Source organism: Stenotrophomonas sp. YJH_SMC_46, assembly GCF_059370315.1.
In genome coordinates this window covers 843465-869510 of record NZ_JCAFTO010000003.1, presented here as the reverse complement: position 1 = coordinate 869510, position 26046 = coordinate 843465, and the positions used below count along the sequence as shown (strand labels likewise).

At 66.7% G+C, this 26046-nt stretch carries 19 protein-coding genes; 4 read left to right on the top strand and 15 right to left on the bottom strand.

The window, feature by feature from the left end:
• Positions 1-87: 87 nt before the first annotated feature.
• The 5 genes from AC5P8C_RS13560 to AC5P8C_RS13540 form a co-directional block, all read right to left on the bottom strand.
• A complete protein-coding gene (locus AC5P8C_RS13560; protein ID WP_019661472.1) occupies positions 88-1728 on the bottom strand; it encodes an acetolactate synthase large subunit in 1641 nt (546 codons plus the stop codon).
• 62 nt (positions 1729-1790) lie between these two features.
• The gene (locus AC5P8C_RS13555) at positions 1791-3176 is read right to left on the bottom strand and encodes an NAD-dependent succinate-semialdehyde dehydrogenase (protein ID WP_021202066.1); all 1386 of its coding nucleotides are present in this window, start codon (positions 3174-3176) and stop codon (positions 1791-1793) included.
• 699 nt (positions 3177-3875) lie between these two features.
• Positions 3876-4658 carry a helix-turn-helix transcriptional regulator gene (locus AC5P8C_RS13550; RefSeq protein ID WP_019661470.1) on the bottom strand — a complete coding sequence of 261 codons (783 nt, stop codon included), beginning with the start codon at positions 4656-4658 and terminating at the stop codon, positions 3876-3878.
• Between the two features lie 45 nt (positions 4659-4703).
• A protein-coding gene (gene prfB, locus AC5P8C_RS13545; protein ID WP_495218918.1) for a peptide chain release factor 2 occupies positions 4704-5829 on the bottom strand; the annotation gives its coding sequence in 2 pieces (ribosomal slippage) (positions 4704-5753 and positions 5755-5829; 1125 coding nt in all).
• Positions 5830-5899: 70 nt separating this feature from the next.
• Complete coding sequence (locus AC5P8C_RS13540) at positions 5900-6760, bottom strand: LytTR family DNA-binding domain-containing protein (RefSeq protein ID WP_019661469.1); 861 nt, start codon at positions 6758-6760, stop codon at positions 5900-5902.
• 175 nt (positions 6761-6935) lie between these two features.
• Between AC5P8C_RS13540 and AC5P8C_RS13535 the strand changes: the two genes are divergently transcribed.
• Positions 6936-8135 carry an acyltransferase family protein gene (locus AC5P8C_RS13535; protein ID WP_495218917.1) on the top strand — a complete coding sequence of 400 codons (1200 nt, stop codon included), beginning with the start codon at positions 6936-6938 and terminating at the stop codon, positions 8133-8135.
• 324 nt (positions 8136-8459) lie between these two features.
• Positions 8460-9617: a hypothetical protein gene (locus AC5P8C_RS13530; protein WP_233652892.1), complete on the top strand. Its 1158-nt coding sequence runs from the start codon at positions 8460-8462 to the stop codon at positions 9615-9617.
• A 110-nt stretch (positions 9618-9727) separates the two neighbouring features.
• On the opposite strand, the gene AC5P8C_RS13525 is transcribed toward AC5P8C_RS13530, so the two are convergent.
• Together AC5P8C_RS13525 and recJ are read right to left on the bottom strand one after the other, a co-directional pair.
• On the bottom strand, positions 9728-12640 hold the full coding sequence (locus AC5P8C_RS13525; protein ID WP_495218916.1) for a DUF2135 domain-containing protein: 2913 nt from the start codon (positions 12638-12640) through the stop codon (positions 9728-9730).
• Between the two features lie 159 nt (positions 12641-12799).
• Positions 12800-14557, bottom strand: coding sequence for a single-stranded-DNA-specific exonuclease RecJ (gene recJ, locus AC5P8C_RS13520; protein WP_026347192.1), 1758 nt, complete (start codon positions 14555-14557; stop codon positions 12800-12802).
• A gap of 158 nt (positions 14558-14715) precedes the next feature.
• On the opposite strand from recJ, the gene AC5P8C_RS13515 reads away from it, so the two are divergent.
• A complete protein-coding gene (locus AC5P8C_RS13515; RefSeq protein WP_019661464.1) occupies positions 14716-15756 on the top strand; it encodes a DUF1176 domain-containing protein in 1041 nt (346 codons plus the stop codon).
• Between the two features lie 112 nt (positions 15757-15868).
• Here AC5P8C_RS13515 and AC5P8C_RS13510 read toward each other — a convergent pair whose 3' ends face one another.
• From AC5P8C_RS13510 to dapB, 5 genes are all read right to left on the bottom strand, one after another.
• Positions 15869-16786 (bottom strand): hypothetical protein, encoded by a 918-nt coding sequence (locus AC5P8C_RS13510; protein ID WP_019661463.1) that lies wholly within the window; start codon positions 16784-16786, stop codon positions 15869-15871.
• A 4-nt stretch (positions 16787-16790) separates the two neighbouring features.
• On the bottom strand, positions 16791-17255 hold the full coding sequence (greA, locus tag AC5P8C_RS13505; RefSeq protein WP_026347191.1) for a transcription elongation factor GreA: 465 nt from the start codon (positions 17253-17255) through the stop codon (positions 16791-16793).
• A gap of 8 nt (positions 17256-17263) precedes the next feature.
• On the bottom strand, positions 17264-20506 hold the full coding sequence (gene carB, locus AC5P8C_RS13500; RefSeq protein ID WP_019661462.1) for a carbamoyl-phosphate synthase large subunit: 3243 nt from the start codon (positions 20504-20506) through the stop codon (positions 17264-17266).
• Positions 20507-20654: 148 nt separating this feature from the next.
• Positions 20655-21782 carry a glutamine-hydrolyzing carbamoyl-phosphate synthase small subunit gene (gene carA / locus AC5P8C_RS13495; protein WP_026347190.1) on the bottom strand — a complete coding sequence of 376 codons (1128 nt, stop codon included), beginning with the start codon at positions 21780-21782 and terminating at the stop codon, positions 20655-20657.
• Between the two features lie 288 nt (positions 21783-22070).
• Entirely contained in the window at positions 22071-22799 is a 729-nt protein-coding gene (gene dapB / locus AC5P8C_RS13490) for a 4-hydroxy-tetrahydrodipicolinate reductase (RefSeq protein ID WP_026347189.1), read from the bottom strand.
• 217 nt (positions 22800-23016) lie between these two features.
• Here dapB and AC5P8C_RS13485 point away from each other — a divergent pair, with 217 nt between their 5' ends.
• Positions 23017-23478, top strand: coding sequence for a DUF4304 domain-containing protein (locus tag AC5P8C_RS13485; protein WP_019661458.1), 462 nt, complete (start codon positions 23017-23019; stop codon positions 23476-23478).
• Between the two features lie 87 nt (positions 23479-23565).
• Here AC5P8C_RS13485 and AC5P8C_RS13480 read toward each other — a convergent pair whose 3' ends face one another.
• The 3 genes from AC5P8C_RS13480 to AC5P8C_RS13470 are packed head-to-tail and all read right to left on the bottom strand — an operon-like array spanning position 23566 to position 25930.
• Positions 23566-23814: a DUF6587 family protein gene (locus tag AC5P8C_RS13480; protein WP_021204545.1), complete on the bottom strand. Its 249-nt coding sequence runs from the start codon at positions 23812-23814 to the stop codon at positions 23566-23568.
• Complete coding sequence (gene feoB / locus AC5P8C_RS13475; protein WP_272774644.1) at positions 23814-25679, bottom strand: ferrous iron transporter B; 1866 nt, start codon at positions 25677-25679, stop codon at positions 23814-23816. The genes AC5P8C_RS13480 and feoB overlap by 1 nt, the downstream gene beginning before the upstream one ends.
• Positions 25676-25930: a FeoA family protein gene (locus AC5P8C_RS13470; protein ID WP_021204543.1), complete on the bottom strand. Its 255-nt coding sequence runs from the start codon at positions 25928-25930 to the stop codon at positions 25676-25678. The genes feoB and AC5P8C_RS13470 overlap by 4 nt, the downstream gene beginning before the upstream one ends.
• Positions 25931-26046 lie beyond the last annotated feature (116 nt).

Genomic DNA, 26046 nt, shown 5'->3' with positions numbered 1-26046 from the left:
GTCCAGCCCCAGCCGGGAGAGGGGTCAGATCCCCCTGCTGCGCAAAGGAATCTGACCGCCTCCGGGACCCTGCCTGGCCCTGGATGTCTACCTGTTGCCGGGGAAGGCCTGCCGCAACTCATCCACCAGCACCCGCTGGTTCTCCGAATAGTCCACCGGCACCGACACCAGGTGCACCCCACCCTCGTTGAAGGCCGCCTCCAGGGTCGGGACGAACTGCTCGATGGCCGTCACCTCATGCCCCTTGCAGCCATAGGCCTCGGCATACTTCACGAAATCGGGATTGCTGAAGGTCATGCCGTAGTCGGTGAAACCATCCACCGCCTGCTTCCAGCGGATCATGCCGTAGGCACCGTCGTTGAGGATCAGCACCACCAGGTTCAGGCCCAGCCGGCGCGCCGTCTCCAGCTCCTGGCTGTTCATCATGAAGCCGCCGTCGCCACACACCGCCAGCACCCGTCGTTGCGGGTACAGGATCGAGGCCATGATCGCCGACGGCAGGCCCGCGCCCATGGTCGCCAGCGCGTTGTCCAGCAGCAATGTGTTGGCCACCTGGGTGCGGTAGTTGCGCGCAAACCAGATCTTGTACATGCCGTTGTCCAGCGCCACGATGCCGTCCGGCGGCATCACCTGGCGCACGTCGTGCACCAGTCGTTGCGGGGTGAAACCAGCGTCCTCGGCGCGATCGGCAAGGTGCTCGAGGATGGTCGCGCGCAGCGGCAGCAGCGCATCGGCATGGGGCACCGCGCCTTCGATGCGGTCGGCCAGTTGGGTCAGCGAACGGCCGATGTCACCGATCACTTCCACCTGCGGGAAGTAGACCTGCTCCACCGCCGCCTGCGAGTAGCCGATATGGATCACGGTCGGCCCGCCTGGACGCATCACGAATGGCGGCTTTTCGGTGACCTCATGGCCGATGGTCACGATCACGTCGGCATGGTCGATGGCCATGTGCACGTAGTCGCGTTCGGTCAGCGCCGCGGTACCCATGTACAGGCCCGAGCCGCCGGCCACCGCACCTTTGCCCATCTGCGTGGTGAAGAACGGAATGCCGGCGCGTAGTACGAACGCCGACAGCGCCTCGCTGGACTGCGGCCGCGACGCCGCCGAAGCGATCATCAGCAACGGCCGCTTGGCATTGCGGATGATCTCCGCGGCGCGGTCCAGCGCCTCGGGGCTGGCAATCGGCCGCTCCACCGCATGCGGCGGAATCAGCGACACCCCTTCTACTTCATCGGCGGCGATATCCTCGGGCAGCTCCAGCAACACCGGGCCCGGGCGCTCCTCCTGGGCCACACGGAACGCTTCGCGGACGATGGTCGGGATGGTGCGCGCCGAGACGATCTGCCGCGCCTGCTTGGTCAGCGGCTTCATCGTGCTGACGATGTCGACGATCTGGAAGCGTGCCTGCTTGCTGGCCACGATGCCCTTCTGGCCGGTGATCATGATCACCGGCCACGCACCGAGCAGCGCGTAGGCGGCGCCGGTGGTGAAGTTGAGCGCGCCCGGACCGAGCGTTGCCAGGCATACGCCCGGCTTGCCGGTCAGGCGGCCATACGTGGCCGCCATGAACACCGCCGCCTGTTCGTGGCGGGTGATGACCAGTTCGATGCTGGAATGGCGGAGCGACTCGACCACGTCGAGGTTTTCTTCGCCGGGAATACCGAAAATGCGCTCGACGCCTTCGTTCTCAAGTGCGGCGACGAGCAGATCTGAACCCTTGGACATCGGATGCCGTCCTTTGTGCTGGACTGATGGTGGATCGTTGCAGGAAGGATGAGAGCCGCGCGTCAATGCTTGTCGAACCACACTGTCTGCGCGTTGACGAATTCACGGATGCCGAAGTGCGAGAGCTCGCGGCCGAAGCCGCTCTTCTTCACGCCGCCGATCGGCACGCGGGGGTCCGAAGCGGAGAAGCCGTTGACGAACACACCGCCGGTCTGCAGCCGGCGGGCCAGCTGCATGGCTCGGGCGCGGTCGCCGGTCCACAGGTTGCCGCTGAGGCCGAACTCGCTCTGGTTGGCCAGTTCCACCGCGTGGTCGGCATCACGGGCGCGGCTGATCGAGGCCACCGGCCCGAAGGTCTCGGTATCGAAGGCCTGCATGCCCGGCTCCACGTCGGCCAGCACGGTGGGGGCGTAGAACGCGCCCGGGCGATCCAGCTGATGGCCGCCGACCAGCAGCTTCGCGCCGGCCTCCACCGAGGCGCGTACCTGCGCATCCAGCTGTTCCAGCAAGTCCTGGCGGGCCATCGGGCCGATGCGGTTGGCCGGGTCGCGGCCATCGCCGATGCTCAGTGCCTGCACCTTCTGGCAGAACTGCGCCACGAAACGGTCGTAGACCGCGTCCTCGACGATGATGCGCTTTCCGGCGATGCAGACCTGCCCGGTGTTCTGGAAGCGCGAGGCGACCGCGGCATCTACGGCGGCGTCCAGATCGGCGTCGGCCAGCACGATGAACGGATCCGAGCCACCCAGCTCCAGCACTACCTTCTTCAGTGCCTGCCCGGCCTGGGCGGCGATGCTGCGGCCGGCGGCCACGCTGCCGGTCAGGGTGACGGCGGCGATGCGGTCATCGGCGATCGCACGGCTGGTACCCTCGCGGCTGATGTTGGCGGCGATGAAGGTGCCTTCCGGCAGCCCGGCATCACGCCAGGCGGCATCGAGCAGTTGCGCGGTGCCGACGATGTTCTCGGCCGGCTTCAGCAGGAAGCCGTTACCGCCCATCAGGATCGGTACCGCCGCGCGCATCACCTGCCAGTACGGGAAATTCCACGGCATGATGCCCAGCACCACGCCCAGCGGCAGGTAGGACACGTAGGCCTTGTCATCGGGCACCTGGGTCGGTTCGTCGCGCAGGAACTGCGCGCCGTGGTCGGCGTACCAGTCGCACAGCACGGCACATTTCTCGATTTCGGCCAGCGCTTCAGCTTGGACCTTGCCCATTTCGGCAGTGGCCAGCGCGGCCAGCTTCTCACGGTCTCGGCGCAGTACGGCGGCCATCGCACGCAGTACGTCTGCGCGCTGTTCCAGGCTCTTGACGCTCCAGGTCGCAAAGCCGACCTGGCCGCGATCGAGGATTGTTTCCAGCTCGGCATCGGTGGCAAAGGGATGGCTGGCGATCTGCCGGCCGGTGGCCGGATCGCGGGAAATGGCGGTGGTGGGGGCAGCGGACATGCAGGGCTCCTGGTGTCTCGACAACGGGCGGTGGCCCGTCTCCTGCGCAGGAATGTGGACCCGAATGGCGGAGGCAACAAGGCGTCTGCTTATCCTGTGACCTGCACTTACCTGTCTGAATGGGGATAGGTGCCGGCAGGGCTGCGCCCTGCACCCGCAGAGGCCAGGGCAACGTCAAGGTCAAAGGCCTGCATTCCGTGGGATGGCGGGGTGGGTCCGGTTGCGGGGGACGGCGTGAATCCCCCTCCGGGGTCCGGCCCAGCCGCCGGCGGCTGGGCGTTCGGGCGCTTGCGAAGCAGTGCTTCGCAAGCAAAGCGCCCTCACCCATGTAGCCTCGGTCGCGCCATCCATGGCGCTCACGCCCCCGCAACCGGACCCACCCCGCCTTCGACAGATTTCCGCGATCTGTCGGGAATACTCTTGGGATCTGACCCCGGAATTTCTTTCGATATCTGACAGATGTGTCGACCAAGGTCGACACCTACCAACAGCCGCGCGAAATTTGTCTGAGGCGGGGCGGTGTGGGTTGGCAGGACCGTTGGCGCCATGGATGGCGCCATCGAGCCCCCACGGATGGGTTCACGGCGTGTCCTGCCAGCCCACACCGCCCCGCCATCCCAAGGATGCTCGCTGTTGCTGTTGCTGTTGCCTTGGCTTGAAGCCTCTGCGGGTGCAGGGCGCAGCCCTGCCGAACACCCCCTACTTCCGCGGCAGGTAAGTCACCAGGGAAAGATCGTGCCGGCTCTCCGGCACCAGCGCCACGTACTGCAGGTCCAGCAACCCCCGCGTGGGATGGTTCAGCTTCTTCGCACCCTCATCGAACCGGCGCACATCGTGCTCCGGCCACCACTGGCGGAACTCCTCGCTGTGCGCGGCGATGTCTTCCACCAGCGCCAGGAACGGGGCCTTGTCCGGGGCCTGCGCCATCGCCGCACGGAAGCCTGCCAGCAGGCCGCGGGTCATTTCTTCCCAGTTGAGGATCAGCGTGCGGTACGGCGGGTACAGAAACATCAGCCGCAGCGTGTTGCGCTCGTGCGGCGCCAACTGGCTGTAGTCCACGAACAGATCGGCGATGGCCGGGTTCCAGGCCAGGATGTCGAAGCGGGTGTTGCGCACATAGGCCGGGATCGGCTGCATCGCCTCCACCAGCTGGCGCAAGCCGTCGGTCACGCTCTCGTCCGGTGATTCCAGCGGCACGCCGTAGCCGGACAGCGCGAACGCGTAGGCGCGCTCGTCGTCGCTCATGCGCAGCACCTGCGCCAGCCGCTCCAGCACCTCGGGCGAGGCGCGCACTTCACGGCCCTGCTCGATCCAGGTGTACCAGCTGACACTGACCCCGATCGCCAGCGCGACTTCCTCGCGTTTCAGGCCCGGGGTACGCCGGCGCCCGGCCGGCAGGCCGAGCGTGGCGGGGTCGACACGGGCGCGGCAGGCCTTAAGGAAGCCGCCCAGTTCCTTGCGTTCACTTTCGCTGCGCATCATCGCCCTCCGTTGCGGAAGGCGATGCTATCCGCGCAGGCGCGTCGATCAGGCATCGACGCGCTTGGAGCCCACGGCCAGGCCGGCCTTCAGGCTGGCCTCGACGAACTCGTCCAGGTCGCCGTCGAGCACCTTCTGCGTATCCGAGCGCTCGATGCCGGTACGCAGGTCCTTGATACGGCTCTGGTCGAGCACGTAGTTGCGGATCTGGCTGCCCCAGCCGATGTCGGACTTGGTGGCTTCCACCGCGTCCTTCTCGGCGTTGCGCTTCTGGATCTCCAGCTCGTACAGCTTGGCGGCCAGCATCTTCATCGCGTTGTCGCGGTTCTGGTGCTGGCTGCGGCCGGTCTGGCAGGCCACGACGATGTTGGTCGGGATGTGGGTGATGCGCACCGCCGACTCGGTCTTGTTGACGTGCTGGCCACCGGCACCGGACGAACGGTACACGTCGGTACGCAGGTCGGCCGGGTTGATGGTGATGTCGATGTTGTCGTCGATTTCCGGCGACACGAACACCGAGGTGAAGCTGGTGTGGCGGCGGTTGTCCGAGTCGAACGGCGACTTGCGCACCAGACGGTGCACGCCGGTCTCGGTCTTCAGCCAGCCATAGGCATAGTCGCCTTCCACGCGCAGCGTGGCCGACTTGATGCCGGCGACGTCGCCACCGGACACTTCCATCAGTTCGGTCTTCCAGCCGCGTGACTCGCACCAGCGCAGGTACATGCGCAGCAGGATCTCGGCCCAGTCCTGGGCTTCGGTGCCGCCGGCACCGGCCTGGATGTCGACGAACGCCGCCGCATTGTCCATCTCGCCGGAGAACATGCGCTGGAACTCCAGCTTCTCCACGTGGGCCTGGTGCTTGTCCAGGTCGGCGACCACGGCCAGGGCGGTGTCCTCGTCCTGCTCGGACTCGGCCAGCTCCAGCAGCTCGGTGGCATCGTTCAGGCCATCGAGCACCGAGGCGATGCCGCCCACGGTCTTTTCCAGGCTGGAACGTTCGCGGCCCAGGTTCTGGGCGTACTCGGCGTTGTTCCAGACGTCGGGGCTTTCCAGCTCCCGCGTTACTTCTTCAAGACGCTCTTTCTTGGCGTCGTAGTCAAAGATACCCCCGAAGCGACAGCACGCGATCGGTCAGATCGGTGATGCGCTGGCGGACAGTATTCAGTTCGATCATGTCGGCGGTTATGAATTCAAAAGATGACTGGTAATGATACCGCAGGCTGCGGGTACCCGGAATGAGGGCCTCACCCTGCCCCCAGCGCCTGCCGCAGCAGCGGCAGCTGGCGCCGGCTGCACGGCACTTTCGCCCCGTCGGCCATATGCAGCAGGGCCTCGCCACCGTCCAGCGGCTCGATCGAGCGCAGCTGGCCCCGATGGATCAGCCAGCTGCGGTGCGGGCGCAGGAACTCGCCCGGGTCGAGCCGCTGCTCCAGCACTGCCATGGTGATCCGCAGCGGATAGTCGTGGCCGCGTACCCGCAGGTTCACATAGTTCCCTGCGGCCTGGGCGTACTCCACGTCCGCCGTGGCGACCAGGAACTCCTTGCCCAGCTTGCGCACCAGGAAGTGCTGGGGGCGCTCGACCGGCTCCACCGGCGGGCCGACGTCCGGCTCGGCCAGCAGGCTCGCCTCGCCCTGCCTGCGCCGGCCGAACCAGCTGGCAAAGTGCTCCAGTGCCACGAATATCGCAAACGTGCGTACATCCTTCAGGTATTCGTAGGCAAAACGCTCCAGCCAGCCGGCATCATCCTGGTAGCGATGGCCCAGCGACCCGTAGGCTAGGTGCCGCAGCAGCACCATCCCCACCACGTGCAGCAGCGACCAGCCGACGCTGGCCAGCAGATACAGCGGCAACCGCTGCTTCCAGGTATCGGCATGCAGCGGCCAGCGCTCGCAGCCCCACCACAGCAGCGGCAGGGTCAACAGGACCAGGCCGAGGCTGCTGAACTCCCAGATCATCGGCTCCCACAGCCCGAGATCGGCGCCGCGGCGACTGGCGTCCATCACTTCCACCAGCGCATTGGTCACTGCCGAGGCCGACAGGATCGCCGCCCATACCAGCAGGCGGGTTGAAGTACGCCAGCGCGATGGTCGGCCCTGGGTCATTGCTGCATCCATGTCGTTGCGGTGCTCCAGCCTGCCTCAAGGGACAAAGGGTAGCGGCTCCATTGGTCCCACCACCCCCGCCATTGGTCACTGCGTCGGTTCCAGCGGCCCCTTGCCAGTCGCCGCACGGACCGGGCGGCGTCACCTTGGCTCGACTCTCCGGCACACCACCACCATGACCCGACGCTACGACATCGACGCCCTGCGCGTGTTCGCCTTCGCCCTGCTGATCCTCTACCACACCGCCATGGCCTACGTGGACGACTGGGGCTTTCACCTCAAGAGCGTGCATACCGCCGAATGGCTGCAGTGGCCGATGCTGTTCGTCAACCGCTGGCGGATGTCGCTGCTGTTCCTGATCTCGGGTATCGCCATCGCGCTGATGCGGCCGGAAGGCAGGTTGCTGCGCTTCGCCGGCCTGCGCACCTGGCGGCTGCTGCTGCCGCTGCTGTTCGGCATGTTCGTGATCGTGCCGATCCAGCCCTATTGCGAAGGCGTGGCCAACGGCCACGTGGCACCCGGCTTCGGCCACTTCCTGCTGCGCTACTGGCAGGTGCGGCCGTGGCCGGAAGGCAGCTTCGCCGGCTGGCAGTACGGCATCACCTGGAACCACCTGTGGTACCTGGCCTATCTTTGGAACTACACGCTGGCCTTGGCCCTGTTGATGCCATTGCTGGGAACGGCGGTGGTTCGCCGCGCGATGGCGCTCTGCGCAGCATCGCCGATGCTGCTGATCGGCCTTCCGTCCACCCTGTTGCTGGCCTGGGTGATCTGGCTGGAGCCGATCTACCCGTCCACCAATGCCCTGCTCGGCGACTGGTACCAGCACGCGAAGTACGCGACGGTGTTCCTGGCCGGCTACCTGCTGGGTCGTGAACCGGTGTTCTGGGAGCGCGTGGTCCCCCTGCGCCGCACCACGCTATGGCTGGCGCTGGCTGCCGTCGGCTGGTATCTGGGGTTGCGCATCCTCGGTCAGGTACTGCCCGCCGATTCCCCGCTGCGGCAATGGCCCGAACCGTTCTGGGACCTGCAGGGCCGGGCCAGCCAGTCGCTTTACGTATGGACCGCGCTGCTGGCCATCCTCGGCTGGGGAAAGGTCTTCCTCGATCGCCCGTTCCGCTGGCTGCCGTACTGCACCGAAGCCATCTATCCGTGGTACATGCTGCACCAGAGCCTGATCATCGCCCTGCTGTTCTGGCTCAAGCCACTTCAGTTGGGCTGGTGGATGGAACCGGCCCTGCTGCTGGCCGGTACTGTCGGCGGCTGCCTGCTGATCCACGAACTGCTGATCCGACGCGTGCGTTGGCTGCGGCCGCTGTTCGGCCTGCGTGCGAATCCGCCAGCGTGGCCGGTTGCACACGCTGCGCGGTTGTAGAGCCGAGTCCACGCTCGGCTGCTTCTGCCCTGAGCCGAGCATGGGCTCGGCTCTACACGTCCACCGGCCGGCAATCCACTTCTGGCTGGCCGCTACTGATGGCACTGTCACGGACGCACCAGCGCCGGCGCATTTTGGCTGACGTGCTGGCTGGCTGATAGACCAGCATCGATGCTGGGGACTCCACACGGGACCTCGTACGGGCAACGGATACGCAGCATGTTCATGGCATTTGCAACTATTCGCATTGGAAGCTCAACAGCGCCCTGCCAGTGTAGGAAGTCGCCTTTTCGACGGAAGGCACTTTTTGCCGGGAGCGCTGCAATGGATCAATCCGACATCAATCTGCTGGTCGCCTTTGTTAACTCGGAAGAAGCTGCGCTTGCTGAGGAATGTCAAGGCGACATTTACCCGAGCTATCACTACCAACTCGGAGCACTTGCACCGAAAGCAGGTCGCCACTTGTCTGGGGATCTGCTGCAACGTTTCTACTTCCACTGGCTGCGCGTGGGTGACTGGAAGGTCGCCGGACTCCCTGAGAGAGACTTTCCCACCCTTGTTGCAGCCTATCTGGAACTCACAAAGCTCCCGATGGGCTACGGCACGCGCCCACCCAGCCGAAGCCTCGAGCACCTGTTCTGCTTCGGCTTCAATGAGCATGGCGAGCTGCCAAGTGGCACGGTTGCAAATGCAGCCGACCTGAAACAGCGCACCCATCTGGTGGAGCATTGCAGGAAGTACCAATCGTTCCATGCCCAGCGAGAGAAGGTCGAAAAATTCCTTCCATTCCGCTCGTCGGCCCCGATCATTCTCGAAGCCGGCCGATCCCTGCAACACGATATCAAGGAAATGGGGCCAATCCTCTATTGGGGCATGGCACTCATTGCACAACTCAATGAGGACACGCGCATCCCGATGGCACATGACCTGATGGTCAGGAAGTGGTCTGGAGACGGAGATCGAAACCACGCGCTCTCCGTGCTTTACCTGACTGCCGAAGCCGCCCGACCACACTGCGCGGAGAACAGCGAGTACGTCGCTCTTTGTGAAAATCTGGCGCAACTGCATGACATGCGGATCATGGCGGGGGACGCTGTCCAGCTGGTGCAGCGCCAGGGTTGGCGTGTGCAGAACATCCGAGACTGGAGCGCCAGAATCACCCTCTATCAGGACGGCGAGTACAGCAGCGAGAGCGGACATCCTCGGATCAGCCTGACCCTCAACAGTTGGCCTGACAGCCCTTGGTCAATCAACCTGACCTCGGGTGATGGCTCCTACGTCGCCTACCGGGACAGACCCACCAGCAACGACTTCCAACTGCCGCCAATCATCGGCGCCAAGCTTGATCACTTTCCCGAATGGGTCAAGCAGATAAATACAAGCTTGGGTATCAACTTGGTTCCAGGCACGGATTCGGTTGCGTCTGCCCACAAGAATCGCACGCTGGCCAGACAACTAGACGCTTGGATGCGCGCAGACTAGCAGTGCAGAGCCGAGCCCACGCTCGGCTGCTTCTGCCATGAGCCGAGCGCAGGCTCGGCTCTACATTGAGGCAGTCGAGCAAGCTCGACTCCACAGGGACGTCCGAGCGATCAACGCACCTCGAATTCGCCCACCAGCACAGTCTCGGCACGGTCCTTCAGCCGCATCGTTACCATCTGGTCCTTCTGCTTGGCCGTGCCCCAGTGGGTGGTCAGGCGCAGCATCAGTGTCGTCGCGCCGGTCACCAGCTGCTGGCGGCTGCCGAAGTAATTGGCCTCCACCTTGTACCTGCCCGGCTTGGCGTTGCGCAGCGAGAACTGCTCGGGGCCATAGCCGCCGGTGAAGTCCTCCGACATCTGCCCGCCCTGGTAGGTCAGGCGATTGCCGTAGTACGCGCGTTCGCCGTTCGGGTCGGTCACCCACAGGTCCATGTCGCTGTTGTCGGCATCCCAGGACAGCACCACGCGCAGGTCCAGCGGCATTGCCTGCAGCAGGCGCGGGTCGATGGCCGAGGTATCCAGCCGCGGCGTGCTGCGTGCCACCAGGTTGGTCAGCTCATCCAGTGCGATCAGGGCGATGCCATCGAAGCGGCTGTCCCACGGCCGCACCACCACCTGGTACAGCGGCGCAAGCGCCTGCTGCGGCTTGCCGGCCGCAGCCAGCGCCAGGCCCAGGTCGCGGAAGCTCTGCGGCTCTTCCTGGCCCATCGCCAGCACCTGCTCGAACACCGGCACCGCCAGTGCGGGCGCGTCGGCCTGCATCAGCCGGTAACCAAGCACGCGCAGCAGGTGCCGGTTGTCCAGGTCCATCTCGGCCAGGTTCGACAGCACCCGCAGTGCCAGCTCGCGCTGGCCCTGCTCCAGCAGCAGGTCGGCCACATCGAGGAAGAAGGCGCTGCTGTCGGCGTGGGCATCGCGCTCGGCCAGATAGCGGTCGTAGAGTTGCGACGGCGGGCCCTGGCGCAGGCGCCGGGCGATGGCCGAGTCCGGCTGCCAGGCCGCCAGCTGGATGCCGAGTTGGCCGTCGTTGGCGGCAGCGGGCGCAGCGACACGGCCACCAGTGACCGTGATTGAATCGAGGGCCATGTTCGATGCAGGTGCTGAGCGACGCGCACGCGCGCTGCTGGCTTCCATGCGCTGCTCGGCGGCGGCGGCCATCGGTGCCGGGGCGGGCGGTGCCGCGGGGGGCGGCGCGGCGAGCGTCGCCACCGGCGCCGATTCCATCGCGTAGTCCGCGGAGGCCACTTCCAGTGCCCCACCCTTCACGTGCGGCGGCGCTCCCTTCCGCCAACTGCGGTTCCACCACTGCTGCCGCTCCTTCCAGCGTGCCGCCAGCTCATCCAGGCGCTGGCGATCAGCAGCGGCGCGGTCTGTCACCTGCCGTGCGAACCGCGCGTCGTAGTCCGCGCGCAGCTTGCCGGACGGACGGATGGCATAACGCAGGTAATCCTCCAGCGTCTCCAGCACGATCAACGAGGTGTCCGGCCCGACCAGGCCAAACTGCTGCGACAGGCGCTGCATGGCCTCACGGTTGCCGCGGCGGTCGACGGCCAGTTGGTGCAGGCGCGCCTGCGCCCACAGGCCGGCCAGCAGTTCGCCGTCATCGCTTTTCTGCGTGGCCGGCAGCGCCTGCCATTCGCCGCCACCCACGCGCACCCGCATCGGCACGCCGTCAGCTGCCAGTCGTGCATGCAGCCACAGCCAACCCTGGGCTTCACTGCGACGGTCGATGACCACGTCCTGCACGCCGCGCCCTGCATCGACCTGCACATCCAACGGCGACGCCAGCAGCGCATGCGCGGCCGCGTCGACATCCTTGCCCAGCGCGACGAAACGGCCGCCATGCGCCTCACTCCAACCCCGCAGTCGCACGGCATCGGTGCGCGCGCCGGCGCTGCTGACCGCAAACAGGCGTTGATCCGGCGCCATCGCCGGCAGCTGTTCCGGCCCATAGGTCAGCAGGCCATCACTGACCAGCAGGTATTCCCTCACGCTCGATCGCGGCTGCCACTGGGCCAGCGCGCTGGCACCGTCCGGGCGCACGGCCTGCAGGGCTGCGCGCAGCTCGCTCCAGTTGCCGGCGCGGATACGGAATCGACGCACCGGCTCGGCGCGATCCCGCAGCACGGTCAAGGCCACGGTGCCGTCACCCATCGCAGCGAAGTAGCGATCCAGCAGGGCAAGCTCACGCGAGCGATCGCGCTGTCCCGCCGAACCGGAGCCGTCCCACAGCAGGCCGATCTCGCTGGGCAACGTGCGCGGCGTGCTGCTGGCCGCCACCGGCAGCTGTGCCAACAGGTAGTGTCCATCCTGCCAGGGCGCCACCTGCACCTGCGCCTGACGTGCTGCCGGCAGGTTCCACTGCAGCTGCTGCGGCAACTGCGCGCCCTTGCCCTGCCACAGCAGCTGGCCCGCGCTGATGCGGAAGGGCGCCGTACCCGCGGTGGCCGTACCGGGGGCCTGCAGTTTCAGTTCAACCGAGGCTGCACCGGCGGCGAACTGCAGCGGCAGCGTCCACTGCCAGCCTTGGCCGGCAAAGGCCAGCGGTTCGCGGATCACCAGCTGCACGCGCCGGCTACCGCTGGCCGGCAGCGGGTAGATGCGCAGGCGGAACTGATTGCCGGCGGTCTGTTCCAGCAGGGCCGGGTCGACGCCGCGGCGGGCGATCTCCTCGAACACCTGGCGACCGCGGTCCTTGGGCACCGGCACCGCGTCACGCATCTCGCCGTTGATATCCAGCGCGAAGCCGGTGATCTGCTGGCCCTCGGCCAGCGGGAACTGCAGCTCGCCCTCCAGCACGCGCCGGTTCGGGTTGTGGAACTCCAGCGTGATCCGGGTCTGGGCGACGCCGGCCTGCACTTCGCCTTCGATGCGGGCTTGTCGTAATTGAACCGGCTGCTCAGCCGCCGGCGCGATCAGCAGCGGCGTGGCGGACTGCGGCCGGGAGATCGTCGGCGACTGTGCGCCAACGGGCCAAGCCGCAAGGGCCAACAACAACACAGTGCAGCAACGGGCGAAGACCATGACCGGACTCCAGTGGGATCGTGGATCGTTGAACGCACCAGCAACCGTAATGGGGTTGGCGCCCCCCCCCAAAAAGGGGACGGAGGGGATTAAGTCGCAATTGGCATACAAGGCAAAAGCGGCTTAATCCCCTCCGTCCCCTTTTTCCGTCCCCTTTTTCTATGCAGGCAGGCAGTGCTCCACGATCAGCTGGATGGCGCTGCCGCCACGGTAGTCATCGCAGGCCAGCCGGTAGGCCAGGTGGACGTGACGTGATGGCGCGTTGCCGTGCCAGCCACCGAAATGGATGGCGTTGATCGTGCCGGGTACGCCGGGCAGGCGCAGTTCCAGCTTCAGGTGACGCTCCTTCAGCACGCGCCAGTTGGTCACTTCGAAGTGGCCGTCGAACAGTGGCTCGGGGAAACCCTGGCCCCACGGCCCGGCCAGGCGCAACGCATCGGCGTGGCGATGGTCCAGCTCGTCCGCGGCCAGCTCGCCGTCACTGAGCACCTGCTGCTGCAGTGCCGCCGGATCGAGCATCTCCAGCACCACCGCGACGAAGGCGGCCTTGAAGTCATCGACGTGGTCACGCCGCAGGCTGAGGCCGGCCGCCATGGCGTGGCCACCGAAGCGTTCGATCAGGCCCGGGTGGCGCGCATCGACCAGCGCCAGGGCGTCACGGATGTGCAGGCCGGGAATGGAGCGCGCCGAGCCTCGCAGGGTGTCGGCGCCGGGTTCGGCCGGGGCGAAGGCGATCACCGGGCGATGCAGGCGATCCTTCATCTTCGATGCGACCAGGCCGACCACACCCGGATGCCAGTCAGCATCGAACAGGCAGGCCGCCACCGGTCGCTGACCGGCCATGTCCAGCACCACCCGGGTCAACGCCTGCTCGGCGTCATCGGTCATCGACTGCTGCACGGCGCGCCGTTCCGAATTGATCTGCTCCAGCGTCTGCGCGATCTCGCGCGCCTGGCGCGGGTCTTCGGTCAGCAGCAGCGCGATGCCCAGCGCCATGTCTTCCAGCCGGCCCGCGGCATTCAGGCGCGGGCCGAGCGCGAAGCCGATGTCGGTGGCCGTCAGCCGCGCGGCATCACGGCCGCTGGCTTCGATCAGCGCACGCAGGCCAACACAGCCCTGTCCCGCGCGCAGACGCCGCAGGCCCGCGCTGACCAGTGCCCGGTTGTTCGGATCCAGCGCCACCAGGTCGGCAACGGTCCCGACCGCCACCAGGTCCAGCAGCGTGGTCAGGTCCGGGCCCTTGCCATCCGCAAAGACACCTGCCTCGCGCATGTGCCGGCGCAGCGCCATCAGCACGTAGAAGATCACGCCGACGCCTGCCAGCGATTTGCTCGGGAACGCATCACCGTCCAGATTCGGATCGACGATGACATCGGCCGGCGGCAGCTGCGGCCCGGGAAGGTGATGGTCGGTGACCAGCACCTGCCAGCCGCGTGCCTTGGCCGCGGTCACGCCCGCATGGCAGGCGATGCCGTGATCGACCGTGACCAGCAGGTCCGGTTGCAGCGCGGCCAGCTCTTCCACCAGCGACGGTGACAGGCCATAGCCATGCACCATGCGGTTCGGCACCGCGTGGAAGACGTGTTGCGCGCCGAGCATGCACAGGCCACGCACGCCGACCGCACAGGCGGTGGCGCCATCGCAATCGAAATCGCCGACCACCAGTATGCGCTTGTCGTTGGCGATGGCTTCGATCAGCAGGCCCACTGCATCATCGATACCGGTCAGCAGCTCGGGCGCGTGTAGGCTGCCCAGTTTCGGCAGCGCCAGCTCTGGCGTTCCCGCACCACGGCTGGCATAGAGTCGGGCCAGCAATGGCAGCGTGCCCTCTGGCCAGCTGCCGGGCACGACCGCATCGCGGCGGCGGATCAGCGGTGTATCAGAGGGCGGCTGCGCAGCATCGGCGGCAAGGGACATCGGCATCGCCGGTTACGAAAGACCCGCACATCATAACTTGCACCGCTCCCCCGGTCGGCTGCCGCTGCTGACGAGGCAACTTGGCTCTTCGGCCAGCAGCATTTGGATTTCACGACCGCATCTTCCATGCTTGCCTGCCCTGGAACGGACTTCCATCCATGACCCGCACCCTGCTGACCGCGCTGATGGCACTCACCGTGGCCCCGGCCGCCCACTCCGCCACGCCTGAGCCCAGGCCCGGGGTCGAATTCGAACACAACGACTGGTCGCTGGCCTGTGACAACACCCGCACCTGCCGCGCCGCCGGCTACAGTCCGGAACAACCCGGCAACCTGCTCAGCCTGATGCTTGAGCGCGCCGGCGGCCCGGGTGCGAAGGTGATCGCGCGGCTGCGCAATGGCGAGGATGGCGAAAGCCCGACGCCGACCGGGGCACTGCGCCTGCGCCTGAACGGCAAGGACCTGGGCCCGGTGCGCGACACCGGCGACGGGGACAAAGTGTTGTTACAGCAGGCACAGACCGATGCACTGGTCGCCGCACTGCCGCGCCAGGCACGCATCGAGATCATCGACGGCAAGGGCAAGGCCTGGCCGATCTCCGACAGCGGTGCAGCAGCCGTACTGCTGAAGATGGACGAGGCCCAGGGCCGGCTGGGAACGCCCGGTGCGCTGGTACGGCGTGGCGACAAACCCGAAGCAAGCGTGCCTGCGGCGTTGCCGGTGCCAGTGATCGTGCGCGGCACGCTGGTGGCATCGCGCGCCTCGGACGCGGCACTGGCCAAGGCACCGGGCCTGCGCAAGGCGCTGATCGCCAGCCTGCCGAAGCCGGATGAGTGCGGCCGCCTGAGCGATGGCGGGACAGATGAAATCGAGATCCAGCGACTGGACGCCCAACATGTGCTGGCAAGCACCAGCTGCTTCGTGGGTGCCTACAACTTCAGCAGCAGCTACTGGGTAGTGCAGGACAAGCCGCCGTACGAAGCACGCTTCGTCACGTCCGATGCAGAAGACTTCGATCGCGACGACGCTACGTTGAGCGGTCGCTTCCGTGGGCGCGGCGTCGGTGACTGCTTCTCCGGCCACGACTGGGCTTGGGATGGCGCGCGATTCGTGAAGAGCAGCGAGTTCACCACCGGGCAGTGCCGGGGCGTTGCGGGTGGGCACTGGACACTGCCGACGGTGGTCAGCGAGGTCCGTTGAGGCGCCGCTACCTGCGATAGTGCCGCCCGCTGGCCGGCAACTCCGGCAAACCCTGGGGGTCAGCGCCGTTTCCGATGGAAAACGGATCCGACCCCGCTCGGCCGAGCCCCGATCAGTCGTGAAGCTGGCGCGGCTTCTTCCAAAACTGCCAGCGCTGTCCGCGATCCAGCTGGAACTGCAGGCCGTCCTCGAAATCCAGCACCAGCCGCTGCAGCTCGCCGCGCTTCAGCGCGGCCAGCAGCGGACGGATCGCATCGTTGCCGAGCTGCTGCAGGGAACGCAGCTGGCGCAGGTCGACCAGTGCATCCACCGCCTGCTCGCCATCGACGGCTACGCCAGCCGCCAGGGCCAGGCCCTGCAACAGGGCATCGCGGCTGCGCACCTGTGCGTGCGGTGTGCTGACCGACACCGGCATCACGCCACCGCCCCAGAACCACAGCGAATTGATCGGCTGTTGCCCCTGCGCGGCGCGCTGCTGGTTCCAGGAATGGTTGTGCAGCAGCACCTGCGCCTCGGTCATCAGCGCCCGCCAGCGACGGCCGCCCTCGCCCTCCGGCAGATGCGAGAACAGGTCATCGCCCAGCACCTCGTCCGGACTGTCGAAGTCCGGCAGGGCCAGGTCGATCGGCAGGCGCAGGTACCAGCGCGACGGGTCCGGTGCGTCGAGCACGAATCCGGCATCGGCGAACAACGGCTGCAGCACCGGCAGCAGGGCCAGGCTGTCGGCCAGCGTCGGCCGCAGCGTTTCGCCGTAGGCCATCATCCGCGCGCCATGCATGTCCGGCACCATGCAGGCCGGATCGGCACGCAACCAGCTGGCGCCGGCCGCATCGCCGACGTCGCGCTGGCGGGTCAACGCGGCCACCGGCCAGTGCGGCGCGGCAACCGCAAAATGGCGCGTCAGCTGCGCGCGTTCGCCCGGCGCGACCTGCACGGTCGTGGCACGGCCGAGCGCACGTGCCACATCGTCCGGCAACGCAGCCGCGGCAAAGCGGCTGCGGGCCGGCAACAGCAGGGTCGCCGTTGCCACCGTGTCAGTCCACGTAGCTGACGCTGACGATCTCGTACTCGCGTTGGCCAGCCGGGGCGTCGATCACGATCGAATCACCTTCCAGCTTGCCGATCATCGCGCGCGCCACCGGCGAGGAAATCGCGATCAGGCCCAGCTTGATGTCCGCTTCCAGGTCACCGACGATCTGGTACTTCTTCTCTTCGTCGGTTTCCACGTCGGCCAGCGTCACGCTGGCGCCGAACACCACCTTGGAGCCGGCGTTGAGCTTGCTCACGTCGATGATCTCGGCGTGCGACAGCTCGCCTTCCAGCTGCTTGATGCGGCCTTCGATGAAGCCCTGTTCCTCGCGCGCGGCGTGGTACTCGGCGTTCTCCTTCAGGTCGCCATGCTCACGCGCTTCGGCGATGGCGGCGATCACCTTCGGGCGCTTGACCGACTTCAGGTGATCCAGTTCGTCGCGCAGCTTCTGCGCGCCCTTCATCGTGATGGGGGCTCTCATGCATTCAACTCCTTGTGCAGCTCCTGCAGCGACCAGACGGGGCCGGTGCCGCGGAATTCCAGTGAATCCACCAGCGCCTTGGCGCCGGCAATTGTGGTCGAGTAGGTGACGCGATGCTGCAGCGCCTCGCGACGGATCGAGAACGAGTCGTTGATCGCCGAACGACCTTCGGTCGTGTTGACGATGTAGACGATCTCGCCGTTCTTGATCGAGTCGACGATGTGCGGACGGCCTTCGACCACCTTGTTGATGATCTCGCAGTCCATGCCGTGCTGCTGCAGCCACGCGGCAGTGCCACGGGTCGCGACCAGGCTGTAGCCACGCGCCAGCAGCGCCTTGGCCACCGGCAGCACGCGCTTCTTGTCCGGATCGCGGACCGAAACGAAGGCCTTGCCGACCGGCGGTGCCTTGATGCCACCGGCTTCCTGCGCACGCGCGAAGGCGGCGTTGAAGCTGCGGCCCACGCCCATCACCTCACCGGTGGAGCGCATCTCCGGCCCGAGGATCGGGTCGACGCCCTGGAACTTGGCGAACGGGAAGATCGCTTCCTTCACCGAGTAGTAGTCCGGTACGATTTCCTTGGTCGCGCCCTGCTCGGCCAGGCTCTTGCCGGCCATGCAGCGCGCGGCGATCTTGGCCAGCGGCATGCCGGTGGCCTTGGACACGAACGGCACGGTGCGCGAGGCACGTGGGTTCACTTCCAGCAGGTAGATGGTGTCGGCACCCTCGTCGCTGGTCTGGATCGCGAACTGGGTGTTCATCAGGCCGACCACGTTCAGGGCCTTGGCCAGCTCCACCACCTGGCGGCGCAGCTCGGCCTGGGTTTCAGCCGACAGCGAGTACGGCGGCAGCGAGCACGAGGAATCGCCCGAGTGCACGCCGGCTTCTTCGATGTGCTCCATCACGCCGCCGATCAGGACGTTGCCCTGGGCATCGGCAATGATGTCGACGTCGCACTCCACGGCGTTGTCGAGGAAGCGGTCCAGCAGCACCGGCGAATCGTTGGACACCTTCACCGCGTCGCGCACGTAGCGGGCCAGGTCGGCTTCGCCGTAGACGATTTCCATCGCACGGCCGCCCAGCACGTAGCTCGGGCGCACCACCAGCGGGTAGCCGATCTCGCGGGCCAGCAGCAGGGCTTCCTGGTCGTTGCGGGCGATGCGGTTCGGCGGCTGCTTCAGGCCCAGCTTGTCGACCAGCTGCTGGAAGCGCTCGCGGTCTTCGGCCAGGTCGATCGAGTCCGGGCTGGTGCCGATCACCGGCACGCCATTGGCCTCCAGCGCGCGCGCCAGCTTCAGCGGGGTCTGGCCGCCGTACTGCACGATCACGCCCTTCGGCTGCTCCAGTTCGACGATTTCCAGCACGTCTTCCAGGGTCAGCGGTTCGAAGTACAGGCGGTCGGAGGTGTCATAGTCGGTCGACACGGTTTCCGGGTTGCAGTTGACCATGATGGTTTCATAGCCATCCTCGCGCAGCGCCAGTGCCGCGTGCACGCAGCAGTAGTCGAACTCGATGCCCTGGCCGATGCGGTTCGGGCCACCACCCAGGATCATGATCTTGTCGCGGTTGCTCGGCGCGGCCTCGCACTCGTCCTCGTAGGTCGAGTACAGGTAGGCGGTACCGGTGGAGAACTCGCCGGCGCAGGAGTCCACGCGCTTGTAGACCGGGCGCACCTTGTGCGCACGACGCAGCGCGCGGATGGCGGCTTCATTGGTGCCGGTCAGCTGCGCCAGGCGCGCATCGGAGAAGCCAGCGCGCTTCAGCTTGCGCAGGCGTGCGGCGTCCAGCGCGTCGATGCCACCGGCAGCGACTTCGCCTTCTGCAGCGATGATTTCCTCGATCTGGTCCAGGAACCAGTGGTCGATGAACGACAGTGCGTAGATCTCTTCCACGCTCATGCCGGCGCGGAACGCGTCGGCGACGAAGAACAGGCGCTCCGGGCCCGGCGCCTTCAACTCGCGGCGCAGGGTCTGCAGGTCGTCTTCGTTGGCCAGGTCCAGGCCGGTCGGGTCGAAGCCGACCTTGCCGGTTTCCAGGCCACGCAGGGCCTTCTGCACCGACTCCTGGAAGGTACGGCCCATCGCCATCACCTCGCCGACCGACTTCATCTGGGTGGTCAGGCGAGCGTCGGCGGCCGGGAACTTCTCGAAGGCGAAACGCGGGATCTTGGTGACGACGTAGTCGATCGACGGCTCGAACGAGGCCGGGGTCAGGCCACCGGTGATTTCGTTCTTCAGTTCGTCCAGGGTGTAACCCACGGCCAGCTTGGCGGCGACCTTGGCGATCGGGAAGCCGGTGGCCTTGGACGCCAGCGCCGAGGAACGCGACACGCGCGGGTTCATCTCGATGACGACCACGCGGCCGGTCTTCGGGTTGATGCCGAACTGCACGTTCGAGCCACCGGTATCGACGCCGATCTTGCGCAGCACGGCGATGGAGGCATCGCGCAGGCGCTGATACTCCTTGTCGGTCAGGGTCTGCGCCGGCGCCACGGTGATCGAGTCACCGGTGTGCACGCCCATCGGGTCCAGGTTTTCGATCGAGCAGACGATGATGCAGTTGTCCGCAGTGTCGCGGACCACTTCCATCTCGAACTCCTTCCAGCCCAGCACCGACTCTTCCACCAGCACCTCGGTGGTTGGCGACAGTTCCAGGCCGCGGCTGACGATCTCGACCAGCTCTTCGCGGTTGTAGGCAATGCCGCCACCGCTGCCGCCCAGGGTGAAGCTGGGGCGGATGATGGTCGGGTAGCCGACGCGGGTCTGGATCTCCAGCGCTTCGTCCAGGGTGTGGGCGACGGCGGCGGTCGGGCATTCCAGGCCGATCTCACCCATGGCCACGCGGAACAGCTCGCGGTCTTCGGCCATGCGGATCGCTTCGCGCTTGGCGCCGATCAGTTCGACGTTGTACTTCTCCAGCACACCGTTGTCGGCCAGGTCCAGCGCGCAGTTCAGCGCGGTCTGGCCACCCATGGTCGGCAGCAGCGCATCGGGCTTTTCCTTGGCGATGATCTTCTCGACCGTCTGCCAGTTGATCGGCTCGATGTAGACGGCGTCGGCCATCTCCGGGTCGGTCATGATCGTGGCCGGGTTGCTGTTGACCAGCACCACGCGGTAACCCTCGTCACGCAGGGCCTTGCAGGCCTGGGCGCCGGAGTAGTCGAACTCGCAGGCCTGGCCGATGACGATCGGGCCAGCACCGATGATGAGGATGGTCTTGAGGTCAGTGCGCTTGGGCATTTTCTTCTCTAAGTCAGTACAGCGTGACAAGGGGGGTGATCGCACGCTGTCGATCAGGAATCTTGATCCGCAGCGCCGCGCCAGGGGCAGCAGCGATGCGGGGTTTACGGTCCATCGCGACGCCACCGGCAGGCCGGCGGCGTACTGATCACGCCTTGGCCTGCTCCATCAGCGCCACGAAGCGGTCGAACAGCGGACCGACATCGTGCGGGCCCGGGGATGCTTCCGGATGGCCCTGGAACGAGAACGCCGGCACGTCGGTGCGGGCCACGCCCTGGTTGGTGCCGTCGAACAGCGAACGGTGGGTCACGCGCAGGGTCGGCGGCAGGGTTGCTTCATCGATCGCAAAACCGTGGTTCTGCGAGGTGATCATCACCCGGCCACTGTCCAGGTCCTGCACCGGGTGGTTGGCACCGTGGTGGCCATGGCCCATCTTCATGGTCTGCGCGCCAGAGGCCAGGCCGAGCAGCTGGTGGCCCAGGCAGATGCCGAAGGTCGGGATCTTCACGTCGATGAAGGCCTTGATCGCGTCGATGGCGTAGTCGCACGGTTCCGGGTCGCCCGGGCCATTGGACAGGAACACGCCGTCCGGCTTCAGTGCCAGCACTTCGGCGGCCGGGGTCTGCGCCGGCACCACGGTCACTTCGCAGCCGCGCTCGGCCAGCATGCGCAGGATGTTGGTCTTCACGCCGAAGTCGTAGGCCACGACCTTGAACCGGGCCGGCACGCTGACGAAAGCATTGGCATCCAGGTCCAGCTGGCCCTCGGTCCAGGTGTAGGTCTTCTCGGTAGTGACGACCTTGGCCAGATCCATGCCCTTCAGGCCCGGGAACTTGCGGGCGGCTTCCAGTGCCTTTTCCACGTCGATGTCGCCGGCCATCAGCGCACCATTCTGCGCGCCCTTCTCGCGCAGGATGCGGGTCAGCTTGCGGGTGTCGATGCCGGCGATGGCGACGACGCCCCGCTGGATCAGCCAGTCCTGCAGCGACAGCTGGCTGCGCCAGTTGCTGGGACGGCGCGGGACGTCGCGCACGATCAGACCGGCCGACCATACCTTGGACGCTTCATCGTCCTGGTCGGTCATGCCGGTGTTGCCGATATGCGGATAGGTCAACGTGACCATCTGCCGGGCGTAGGACGGGTCGGTCAATACTTCCTGATAGCCGGTCATGGCGGTGTTGAACACCACTTCACCGACGGACAGGCCGGGCGCGCCTACGGATTCGCCCTCGAATACGGTGCCGTCTTCGAGGACGAGGATTGCGGCTTGGGTCACGGGAATCTCACTTTGGCTACCGAGGGGGCTGCCGAAGTCACGCCTGCGCTTCACGGAAATCCGGTTGCAAAAAAGCGCGGACGTACGGTCTGGGACCGGTCCGGCTTTCGTGATTCGGCGAGTGCGAATTGTAGCGCTGCCGGGGCGCTCGCGCCAGCGGTTATCGCGCTTCATGAACAGGCGATTGCGCATTCATTTCAATCCGGCGGCGTATGCGGCGCCCGCTGGTAGCGCCGGGCCATGCCCGGCGAACCGACACCGACGCCGGGCACGGCCCGGCGCTACCGGTTAACGCGGCCCGTCCAGTAGATCCCGCACCCGGTAGCTGCCCGGAGCCCGGCCCTGCAGCTGGCGGGCGGCGAACAGCGCGCCGCGGGCGAAGATGTCGCGGTTGGTGGCCCGGTGCACCAGCTCGATGCGCTCGCCCAGCCCAGTGAACTGCACCAGGTGCTCGCCGACGATGTCACCGGCGCGCAGGCTGGCGTAATGCGGTTCCGCCCCACCCCGCTGCGCTGCCGCGCCCAGGGTCAGCGCGGTGCCCGACGGCGCATCCTTCTTCTGGGTGTGGTGCGACTCGACGATGTCACAGTCCCAGCCGGCCAACGCCTGCGCCGCGCGCTCGACCAACTCGTCCAGCACCGCCACGCCCAGGCTGAAGTTGGAGGCCCAGACCAACGGGATCTTCGCCGCTGCTGCATCCAGCGCCTGCCGCTGCGTGCCGGAGATGCCGGTGGTACCCGACACCAGCCCCGCGCCGCGTTCCACGCACAACGCCAGCATCGGGTCGAAACCCTCCGGCAGGCTGAAGTCGATCGCCACGTCGAACACCGGCGCGCCGGGCAGTTCGCTGGCACCGAAGAACGGCACGCCGTCGACCACGCGCTGCGCCGGCGCACGGCCGGCCACTGCGGCCACGATCTGAAGGGTTTCGGGATGTTCGGCGGCCAGCCGCAGCAGGGCCTGGCCCATGCGCCCGGAGGCGCCGTGAATGAGCAATCGCAGGGGAGTCTGGTTCATGCCTGCAGGCTAGCGGCAGCACGCCTGCTCCGGCAAGCGCCGTCACTGCGACGCTGGGTGACCTTCCGCGCAATGGATGCTCGTTCCTCCCTGGGTACGCCTCTCTTGACTGCACCAGGCGGAGCGCATGCGACACCGTAGATGTCGCGTTTACCACTGGACGCAGAAACGCGGCCACTCAAGGCTGTGGTCCCCTCTTCCGGCCCAGGCAACGCCCATGAAATCCGCGACCGTCTTCAGCAAGTGCGCCAGGAAGACCGGCTATGCCGGGACCACGACCACCCGCTACCGCTTGCTGGATGACGCCCTGCTTGTCGTGAATCACCAACGCGCCAGCGAAAGCCGCGGTTTCTATGTGAATGCTGGACTCTACTTTCCAGAGTTGCTCGTGCACCCCCTCACGCCCGACGATCTTGAAACGGCTTTCAGGTACCGCTCCAGCATCCCCACGCCGCATGTCGACTGGCGTATCGAAGAGACGCCAGGCCTGCGCCGGGCTTTCACCCAGCAGGATCTTCATGACCTGCTCGATGCTGGCGATCGCAACGCGATGAAGCGCCTGCTGCTCAATGCCCTTGCCGACGTGGCGGGCTTCGCAGCGACCCATGGAAATCGCGCCTCGGTACGGCGGATGCAGCAGGAGGGACGCTTTCGCGCGATCATCCGCAAAGAGGTCTGAACCCCGGAAAGCGTGCGAACCAAGGTTCGCACCCACAGGCCGAAAGTTCGCACCCGCCGCACAGCCGCCGTCGAGCATGGCTCGACGCTACTTCTTGTTGGTCGGCCCGCAACTGTCGCAACCGCCACAGGCACCGCCACCTCCGCTGGCAGGCGGCGCGATCTTCCGCCCCAGCGCCTGCGCCCAGGCCGCGCGGCCCGGCTTCAGCAGAGCCAGCGCCAAGGCACCGCGCAGCTTGCGCACCGTGCCGGGGAACTGCTTCTTCAGCACCACCCAGGCGCTGACCAGCACGGCCACCGCGATGATCAGGTACTGGATCAGCAGCCCTGTATCCATCAGCCACCTCCCAGCGCCTTGGTCACCTGGTAGGTGATCAGCGCCGCCACGTAAGCTGCGGCGAACAGGTAGAACGCGGCAAAGCCCATCTGCTTCCACGAGTTGGTCTCGCGCTTGATGGTGGCCAGCGTCGAGATGCACATCGGTGCGTAGATGTACCAGACCAGCAGCGACAGGGCCGTGGCCAGCGACCAGCCATCGCTGATCAACGGGGTCAGTGCCTGGCTGGCCGCATCGTCATCCGCCGCCGACAGCGCATACACCGTCGCCAGCGACGACACCGCCACCTCACGCGCGGCCAGGCCCGGGATCAGCGCGATGCAGATCTGCCAGTTGAAGCCCAGCGGTGCGAAGAACACCGCCATCGCATGGCCGATCTGGCCGGCGTAGCTATAGTCGATGGCCGGCATCGTCGCGCCCGCCGGCGCCGCTGGGAACGACAGCAGCACCCACAGCAGGATGGTCAGCGCCAGGATGATGCCGCCGACGCGCTTGAGGAAGATCATGCCGCGCTCGTACAGCCCCACCGCCAGGTCGCGCGCATGCGGCAGCCGGTACGACGGAAGCTCCAGCATCAGCGGATGCTCGCTCTTGTCGCGGCGCCACTTCTTCATGATCCACGACATCGCCAGCGCACTGAGGATGCCGGCGGCGTACAGGCCGAACAGCACCAGGCCCTGCTGGTTGAACACGCCCCACACGGTCTTCTGCGGAATGAACGCACCGATCAGCAGCGCGTACACCGGCAGGCGCGCCGAACAGGTCATCAGCGGTGCGACCAGGATGGTGGCCAGGCGGTCACGCGGGTCCTGGATGCTGCGCGTGGACATGATGCCCGGCACCGCGCAGGCGAAGCTGGACAGCAGCGGGATGAACGAGCGGCCAGACAGGCCGGCAGCGGCCATCATGCGGTCGAGCAGGAACGCCGCGCGCGGCAGGTAGCCGGATTCCTCCAGTACCAGGATGAAGAAGAACAGGATCAGGATCTGCGGCAGGAACACGACCACGCCACCGACACCGGCGATGATGCCGTCGGTCAGCAGGCTGGCCAGCGGACCTTCCGGCAACACGCTGCCAACGAGAGTACCGAGCCAGGCGAAGCCAGCCTCGATGCCATCCATCAACGGCGTCGCCCAGGCATACACCGCCTGGAAGATCAGGAACATCACCACCGCAAGGCTGATCAGCCCGAACACCGGGTGCAGCAGCCAGCGGTCCAGCGCGTCGTCGATCTTCGCGGTTCGCGCCGGCATGCGCACGGCGACCGAAAGGATCTCGCGCACCTTGGCGTGGTAGTCGATGCCACCTTCCGGGCCCGGCACCGGCGCATCCAGGTGCGGCACCATCGCATCGAGGCGCTCGACCAGGGCCTTGGCGCCCTGCTTGCGCACCGCCACGGTCTCCACCACCGGCACGCCCAGCTCGCGTTCCAGCGCGGCCACATCCACCTGGATGCCGCGGCGTTGGGCGGCGTCGACCATGTTCAGCGCGACCACCATCGGCTTGCCCAGCTCACGCAGCTCCAGCGCGAAGCGCAGGTGCAGGCGCAGGTTGGTGGCGTCGATCACGCACAGCAGCACGTCCGGCGCGGCTTCGCCCGGGTAGAAGCCCCGGCACAGGTCGCGGGTGATCGCCTCGTCCAGGCTGGCCGGATGCAGGCTGTAGGCGCCCGGCAGATCAAGCACCGCGAATTCACGGCCGGACGGCGCACGCAGGCGGCCCTCCTTGCGCTCTACGGTGACGCCGGTGTAGTTGGCGACCTTCTGCCGACTGCCGGTCAGCTGGTTGAACAGCGCGGTCTTGCCGCTGTTGGGGTTGCCGACCAGCGCAATGCGCAGCGGGGCGGTGGCAGCGGAAGCGCTCATGCGCGTCGCTCCTGGCGGTTGGCGTCTACCACGACGCGCTTGGCCTCACTGATCCGCAGCGCGAACCGGGTGAACCCGACCTGCACCAGCAGCGGCTCGCCCCCCACCGGACCTTTGGCCACCAGGCGCACTTCCTCGCCATTGACGAAACCCAGCTCGCGCAGGCGACGGGCGATGGCATCGTTGGCGTGCAGGTCCTGCACGGACTCGACCACGGCCGAGGTGTGCAGCGGCAGTTCGGACAGCGTCATCTAGCGTGTTCTCTGCTGGATGTAAATGGTTCTCGATTCTAACATTCCCGCGTCGCGTCATGGCCCATGACCAATGGCCCGCTATGATCCATACAGGTATGGAGTGACCCTGGAAT